At 49.1% G+C, this 6780-nt stretch carries 5 protein-coding genes and 1 pseudogene; 3 read left to right on the top strand and 3 right to left on the bottom strand.

The annotated features are described in order from the left end of the window. The 3 genes from DS743_RS03395 to DS743_RS03405 all read right to left on the bottom strand — a co-directional run. The coding region (locus DS743_RS03395) for an amino acid--tRNA ligase-related protein (RefSeq protein WP_258945811.1) at positions 1-732 on the bottom strand (732 nt) is incomplete at its 3' end. A 75-nt stretch (positions 733-807) separates the two neighbouring features. Continuing rightward, a complete protein-coding gene (asnA, locus tag DS743_RS03400) occupies positions 808-1824 on the bottom strand; it encodes an aspartate--ammonia ligase (protein WP_035184541.1) in 1017 nt (338 codons plus the stop codon). Positions 1825-2190: 366 nt separating this feature from the next. Further along, the gene (locus DS743_RS03405; protein ID WP_035184540.1) at positions 2191-2805 is read right to left on the bottom strand and encodes a DedA family protein; all 615 of its coding nucleotides are present in this window, start codon (positions 2803-2805) and stop codon (positions 2191-2193) included. Between the two features lie 435 nt (positions 2806-3240). Here DS743_RS03405 and DS743_RS03410 point away from each other — a divergent pair, with 435 nt between their 5' ends. The 3 genes and pseudogenes from DS743_RS03410 to DS743_RS03420 all read left to right on the top strand — a co-directional run. Further along, complete coding sequence (locus tag DS743_RS03410; RefSeq protein WP_035184539.1) at positions 3241-3741, top strand: hypothetical protein; 501 nt, start codon at positions 3241-3243, stop codon at positions 3739-3741. Between the two features lie 80 nt (positions 3742-3821). Beyond that, positions 3822-4325, top strand: a complete 504-nt coding sequence (locus tag DS743_RS03415) for a GNAT family N-acetyltransferase (RefSeq protein WP_035184538.1) — start codon at positions 3822-3824, stop codon at positions 4323-4325. A gap of 87 nt (positions 4326-4412) precedes the next feature. Continuing rightward, a pseudogene (locus DS743_RS03420) lies at positions 4413-6780 on the top strand (S8 family serine peptidase); the annotation flags it as partial.

Raw genomic sequence — 6780 nt, forward strand, 5'->3', positions numbered from 1 at the left:
CAGGAAGCGTTCCTGCAGGTCCAGGGATTCATCTTGGTGCATCCAGGCCATTTCCGGTTCCATCATCCAGAATTCGGTCAAGTGCCGGCGGGTCTTGGAAGCTTCCGCCCGGAAGGTTGGCCCGAAGGTAAAGATCTTGCCAAAGGCTTCTGCCCCGACTTCCCCGTAAAGCTGGCCGGATTGTGACAGGTAAGCATCGTGGTCGAAGTAGTCGATGTGGAAGAGTTCCGTGGTCCCTTCTGGCGCTGAGTGCATCAGAAGCGGGGCGTCAAACTTCACGAAGCCTTCGTTTTCAAAGAAGTCGACCGTGGCCTTGAAGATCCGGTTTCTGATCTGCATGATGGCGAATGGCCGCCGGCTTCTCAGCCAGAGGTGACGGTGGTCCAAAAGGAAGTCGATCCCGTGTTCCTTGTTGGTGATCGGGTAGCCTTCGTTGTTTGAGACGACTTCCAGGTCGCTGATCTGGATTTCGTAGCCAAAGTGGGACCGGGCGTCTTCATGGATGGTCCCGGTGAGGTAGAAGCTTGCTTCCTGGCGCAGGCCCTTGGCTGCTTCAAAAACTTCCTCACTGACATCGTTCTTGCGGACAACGCCTTGGAAGAAGGCCGTGCCGTCTCTTAATTGCAGGAAGACGATCTTCCCGCTGGACCGCTTGTCGGTCAGCCAGACGTGCATTCTGACTTCTTCATCTACGTGCTTGCTTGATTCTCTGATTGAAATCAATTCTGTCATGTTTATCTCTTTACCTCGATATTTTATTGTCTATCTTGCTCTTATATTCTTCCTGTTTTTGCTTAACTAGCTTTCTTACAGAAGCTGGATCTTGGCTGCTTGGCACTTTTCTACGATCTCGTCAGGCCAGATGCTGGCTTGGACTTCACCGATGTGGGCCTTGCCCAAAAGTAGCATGCAAAGTCTTGACTGGCCGATCCCGCCGCCGATGGAGTAAGGGAGGTCACCCTTTAAGAGGGCTTGGTGGAAAGGCAGGTCTAACCGGTCTTCAGCACCGGCAAGCTTCAGCTGCTCTTGCAAGCGGTCTTCATCGACCCGGATGCCCATGCTGGAGACTTCAAAGGCCCGCTGAAGGGGTTCGTACCAGAAGAGGAGGTCACCGTTCAAAGTCCAGTCATCGTAGTCTGGTGCCCGGAGGTCATGCGGTTTCTTGGAAAGCGGGAGCGCGCCGCCGATGTGTTCCAAGAAGACTGCGCCCTTTTCCTGGCAGATCTTGCCTTCGCGTTCGCTTGGGGTCAGGGATGGCCAGCGGGCTTCCAGTTCTTCACTGGTTACGAAGCTGATTTCTTCTGGCAGGTGGTAGGCGGCTTGCGGGTAGAGGGCACGGACGTGGTATTCCATCCCCTTGATGGTTTCAAAGATCCGCTGGACAGTTTGGCGGAGGGTTGCTTCCGTCCGTTCGCTCTTGTCGATGACCTTTTCCCAATCCCATTGGTCAACGTAAACGGAGTGGAGGTTGTCCAAAACTTCTTCGTCTTTTCTGATGGCGTTCATGTTGGTGAAGAGGCCTTCACCGTGGCCGAAGCCGTAGTGCTTGAGAGCCCAGCGCTTCCACTTGGCCAGGGAGTGGACGATTTGCAATTCGCCTTCATCTCCGTCGTGCAGGGTAAAGGAAACCGGCTTTTCCCAGCCAGAGAGGTTGTCGTTTAAGCCGGAAGACTTCTTAACAAACATAGGAGCGGAAATTCTTTCCAGATTCATCGCGGTCCCGAATTCAGTCTGGAAGGTTTCCCGGATGTAGCGGATTGCCTTTTCCGTTTCGCGGATGGTCATTTTCGGATCGTAATCACTTGGAATAACTAATTTAGCCATATCTCTTGCCTCTGCTAAAAATCTAATACTTGTCAAAAGGGCATAAAAAGAGCCTTTCATCCCCCAAAAAACTACAGGGACGAAAGGCTTCTTTCCGCGGTACCACCCACCTTGTTCTAAACGAACCACTTCGAGCACCAACATGCTCTAGCAGGGTAACGTCCTGCAGGCGGCACGGCTTACTGTGACTTCAGCCGGCGATCTGGAAAAAGTGTTATTCAGAAAGCCAGGGTCTGTTGCCTTTTCACCCGCTGGCAACTCTCTACAAGATTGTGCTTTCCTACTCGTCTTTCTCATCTTTTGACTTATTTGATTAAGTAAAATTCTAATACGGATTTAATTTTTGTCAAGATCAAAGGCAAAAAATTATTTTTTAAAGATCAAGCCCTTCTTCTTGAGCAGGTAGACAGCGGCTGCGATGGCGCAGAAGGCGATTAACACGATCAAGCTAAGGCCTTCAAATTCCTGGACCACTTGCTGGTAGGCATTGCCGGCAAAGCGGCCGGAGTAGATCAAGACCGTGTTCCAGATTGCCGTGCCCAGGATGGTGTAGAAGCTGAACCGGGCTAAAGAGAAGCGACTCATCCCGGCTGGCAGGGAGATTAAGCTGCGGACGACTGGAATAAAGCGGCCAAAGAAGGTGGCTGCCCGGCCGTGGCTGTTAAAGTAGTTTTCCGTCTTGGTGATTTTCTCCGGGGAGAGGCCGAAGCGGCGGCCGACCTTGCTGGCGGCGAAGCGGGAAAGGCGGTCTTGGTCAAAGAAGGTGCCGACCCAATAGAGAGTTACCGCGCCAATGAAGGCACCGATCGTGGAGGCGATGATGGCTCCCGGGACAGACAGGTTGGCTGACAGGGTCAGGAAACCGGTAAAGGTCAGGATCAGTTCGGAAGGGATTGGGGGAAAAATATTTTCAGCTGCAATCAGCAAGGCAACGGCGACATAGCCATAGTTTTGAATCAGCTGCGTGATTGTCTCGTTCATGACCTGTATTACCTCTAATCTATTTAAGTTTGTGACTGTTTAGTACAAGGGAGCTTGTCTTGCTTGTACCTTTCGCCTATTTAGGATAACAGAATAAAGAGCGGAAAAGGGGGCTCTGCCAAGGATTTTAAGAGATAATTTGGAATTACTTTACAAGCATTTAACTTTATTTTTTAAAGCACTAAGCTAAATGAAGTGGTTTTTGGCTATAGCGAAGTTGAAATAAGCAAAAAAAGACTGAAAATATTTTTTATGCACATTTTTAGGAAAGGGTCTGTTATAATCGTTTCAACGCATTAAGGAAATGCCTGATGGAAACAAAGAGAAGATGCTTACAAGCTTTTTTCTCGAGCCAGAGGCGAATCTTGATGCCGGAAAAATTGAATATCATTCGTACTATACTAAGTCATTAAATTTATTCAAGGAGAGGTAAATATGACTAACGTAACTATCGAACAAGCAGTTAAGGGCTATCTTGTATTCTCAGCTAAGGAAGGCAAGCTTTTCCGTGAAGGCCGCAGCTACCTGGCAGGCAAGACCTACCACAACCGCTACCTGGCTATCTACGAAAAGCTGGAAGACGCTGTTGTCAACGCCAGCCAATACCCAAGTGAAGAAGGCATCACCATTTACGAAGTAAGTGGCTGGGGCCAGGTAACTGACTTTGGCAAGTGCAAGGTCACTGAATGGCTGAAGCTGGGCCAAATCGTAGCTAAGAAGGAATGGGTTGCTCTCTTGGGCAAGCAAACTAACTCAAACTACGCAAGTCTGCGGATCCTGGCAGCTAAGCTGAGCGAAGACGCAGCTGTCCTGAAGAAGCTGGCCCAAGACAAGAACCAGCAAGTTCGCAGCGCTGTAGCTGAGAATGCTAACACTCCAGCCTTGGTTTTAGCTAAGCTGGGCGTGACTGCTGGAGTTAACGCGATGGCTATCTAACAGACAATTTTAAAAAGAATAAAACGAGGCGCGTTCTCTGGATTGACAGAGGCGTGCTTTTTGTATTCAAGGAGAAGAGCATGCTGAAATTTGACCAGGCAAGAGCGGAAGATTTAGACAGGATCGTGGAAATTGAAAGAGCTGGTTTCAATGAGGCAGAAGCAGGCAGTCCGGCTCAGTATAAAGAGAGAATTCAGAAGTTTACCGGGAGCTTTTTGGTCGCCAGAAATTTGGAAGAAGAGATCGTGGGCTTTATTACCGGGCCGGTCGTTAACAGCAAGTATGACTACATCGAGGACTGGATGTATGAAAAAGAGACAGAAAGTCTGGCGGGCCCTGGCGGCAACCAAATGGTCTTGACCATCGCGGTTCATCCGGATTACCGGGGGCAGGGGATCGGCAGCCAGCTTTTAGATAGATTCGCTGAGACCGCTAAGGAAATGAAGCGGGGGCGGATCGCCTTGACCTGTCTGGAAGACCGGGTGCCATTTTACGAAAAGAATGGCTACGTCAACCATGGGCAAGCTGAGTCAGAGCATGCCGGGGAAATCTGGTACAACATGATCAAAATGATAAAAGACTAGAGAGCGGTCAGCAGGTGCTGGCTGCTTTTTCTTTTGCTTTATAAGTGAAGCATTTTAATGTAAATCTAACTTAAAAAGCTATAGCTAAATGGCCAAGTCAAAGGTGTTGCTCCTGATGCCCAGCTTTTGGCAATGAAGGTCTTCTCCAACAATACCAAGAATTCTGGAGCCTATGATGACGACATCATTTCCGCGATAGAAGATTCAGTTAAGCTGGGGGCCAACGTTATCAACATGAGTTTGGGCTCAGTTTCATCAGATGTCGATCCAAGTGATCCACAGCAGCAAGCTGTAGCAAAGGCATCAGAGGCTGGCGTTATCAACGTTATCTCCGCCGGCAACTCCGGGGTCGCAGGGTCGACCGGAGATGGCAATCCAGTCAACAATACCGGGACAAGTGAACTCAGTACTGTTGGCGCGCCAGGGGTTACACCGGATGCTCTGACGGTTGCCTCTGCTGAAAACAGCAAAGTGACCACCGACACGGTTAAAGACGAACTCGGTGGGGTCACCTTTAGCGCAAATTCCGAATTGAAGGGTGCTGCACAAGTAACAACCCAGCTTGAAAGCAACTATTCCGTTTTAACCAAGAAGCTTAAGCTTGTTGACATGGGCTTGGGCGGTGCAGATGACTATACTGCTGAAAAGAAGGCTGAGGTTAAGGGACAACTTGCAGTTGTTAAACGGGGATCTTATACCTTCTCAGAGAAAGTTGCCAATGCCAAGGCAGCTGGCGCGGCAGGGATCGTCATTTACAATAACAATAATGACGGCTTACTTTCAATGGCACTGGACGACAAGACTTTCCCAACCTTGGGGATGAGTATGGCTGATGGAGAAGTTCTGGCTCAAGCAGCAAAAGATGGTAAGAGCATCAAGCTGAAATTCGGTACTGCTTTAATCGATAACTCGAGCGCGGGAAAGATGAGCGACTTTACCAGCTGGGGGCCAACGCCGGAACTCGACTTCAAGCCAGAAATTACTGCTCCGGGCGGGAAGATTTACTCGCTGGCCAACGACAACAAGTACCAGCAAATGAGTGGGACTTCAATGGCTTCACCATTTGTCGCAGGTTCAGAAGCATTAATTTTGCAAGGTATCAAGAAACAAAGTTTGAACTTGTCCGGGGAAGAATTAGTACAATTTGCTAAGAATTCAGCCATGAACACTTCGCACCCCTTCTATGACACTGAGCATACCAAGGAAATTATTTCTCCCCGCCGGCAAGGGAGTGGCGAAATCAATGTTAAAGATGCCATCAACAATACGGTTGAGGTTAAGGCAGCCAACGGCAACGGGGCAGCAGCCTTGAAAGAAATTGGCCGGCAGACGACCTTTAAGGTTACCTTGACCAATCATGGCAAGAAGGCCCAGACCTATGCAGTTGATAATTATGGCGGTCCATACACCCAGGCAACCGAAGCGAAGAGTGGCGAAATCTATGACACAAAGATTGTTAAGGGACAGCTGACGACGGAGACGCCAAAGGTAACTGTCCAGCCTGGCGAAAGCGTGGATGTAAGCTTTACCTTGACCTTGCCATACAGTTTCCAGCGACAAAATTTTGTTGAAGGCTATGTTGGCTTTGAAGCAGAAGACCAGGCAACACCAAACCTGGTTCTTCCATACATGGGCTTTTTCGGCAGCTACAGTCAAGCGAGTGTCAGCGCACCAATGCTTTATGAAGGTGGCAATTCAAATCTAATCAACACAATTCAGTCCCTGGTTGGCGTCATGGCTTCTAACAACAATGATATTCTCGGTCACACTGGCTATGAGGGTGATGATTACAGCAAGTATACTGATCCTGATCTGATCGCGATTTCACCAAATGGCGATGGTAGCCGGGACTACGCATATCCTGTTCTCTTCTTTGACCGGAACTACAAGGAATACACGGAAACGATTACTGATGCTCAAGGAAACAAAGTTAAGAGCTTGGGCGTTGGCAAAGAGGGAACTAAAGATTACTACAGTTCTTCAAGCGGCAAGTGGACAACCCACTCACTGGACAAGTGGGATGGCACTGACGCTGAGGGCCAAGTCGTCAAGGATGGGCAATATATCTACAAGGTTGAATTTACCCCAGCAACTGGCGGTAGCAAGCAGGAATTGAACATCCCTGTCAAGGTTGATACCCAAGCGCCAGAAGTGAGTGACTTGCAGGTTACCAAAGATGGCAAGCTCCGTTTGAAGGCTAAGGATTCCGGCAGCGGTCTTGACATGACAATGTTTGTTGCGGCAGTAAACGGTGAAAAGCAGAAGCTGGCGCTGGCTCCGGTTAAGGGAGAAAGTGATGTTTACGAGTCAACGACTGCCTTGACTGGACTTAAGGACGGCAAGAACCAAGTAGAAACTGTTTTGGCTGACTATGCCGGCAATGTTGGCTATGCTGCAACTTTCTCCAGTCAAAATAACGATGCTGATAACAAGCTTCTTCTCTTTAACTTAGCTG

This window comes from Lactobacillus leichmannii, from assembly GCF_024701915.1.
Taxonomy (GTDB): domain Bacteria; phylum Bacillota; class Bacilli; order Lactobacillales; family Lactobacillaceae; genus Lactobacillus; species Lactobacillus delbrueckii.

Excerpts from the sequence above, each read along its gene's own strand:
- asnA (WP_035184541.1), bottom strand. The coding sequence starts at position 1,824 with ATGGCTAAATTAGTTATTCCAAGTGATTACGATCCGAAAATGACCATC.
- DS743_RS03405 (WP_035184540.1), bottom strand. The coding sequence starts at position 2,805 with ATGAACGAGACAATCACGCAGCTGATTCAAAACTATGGCTATGTCGCC.
- DS743_RS03410 (WP_035184539.1), top strand. The coding sequence starts at position 3,241 with ATGACTAACGTAACTATCGAACAAGCAGTTAAGGGCTATCTTGTATTC.
- DS743_RS03415 (WP_035184538.1), top strand. The coding sequence starts at position 3,822 with ATGCTGAAATTTGACCAGGCAAGAGCGGAAGATTTAGACAGGATCGTG.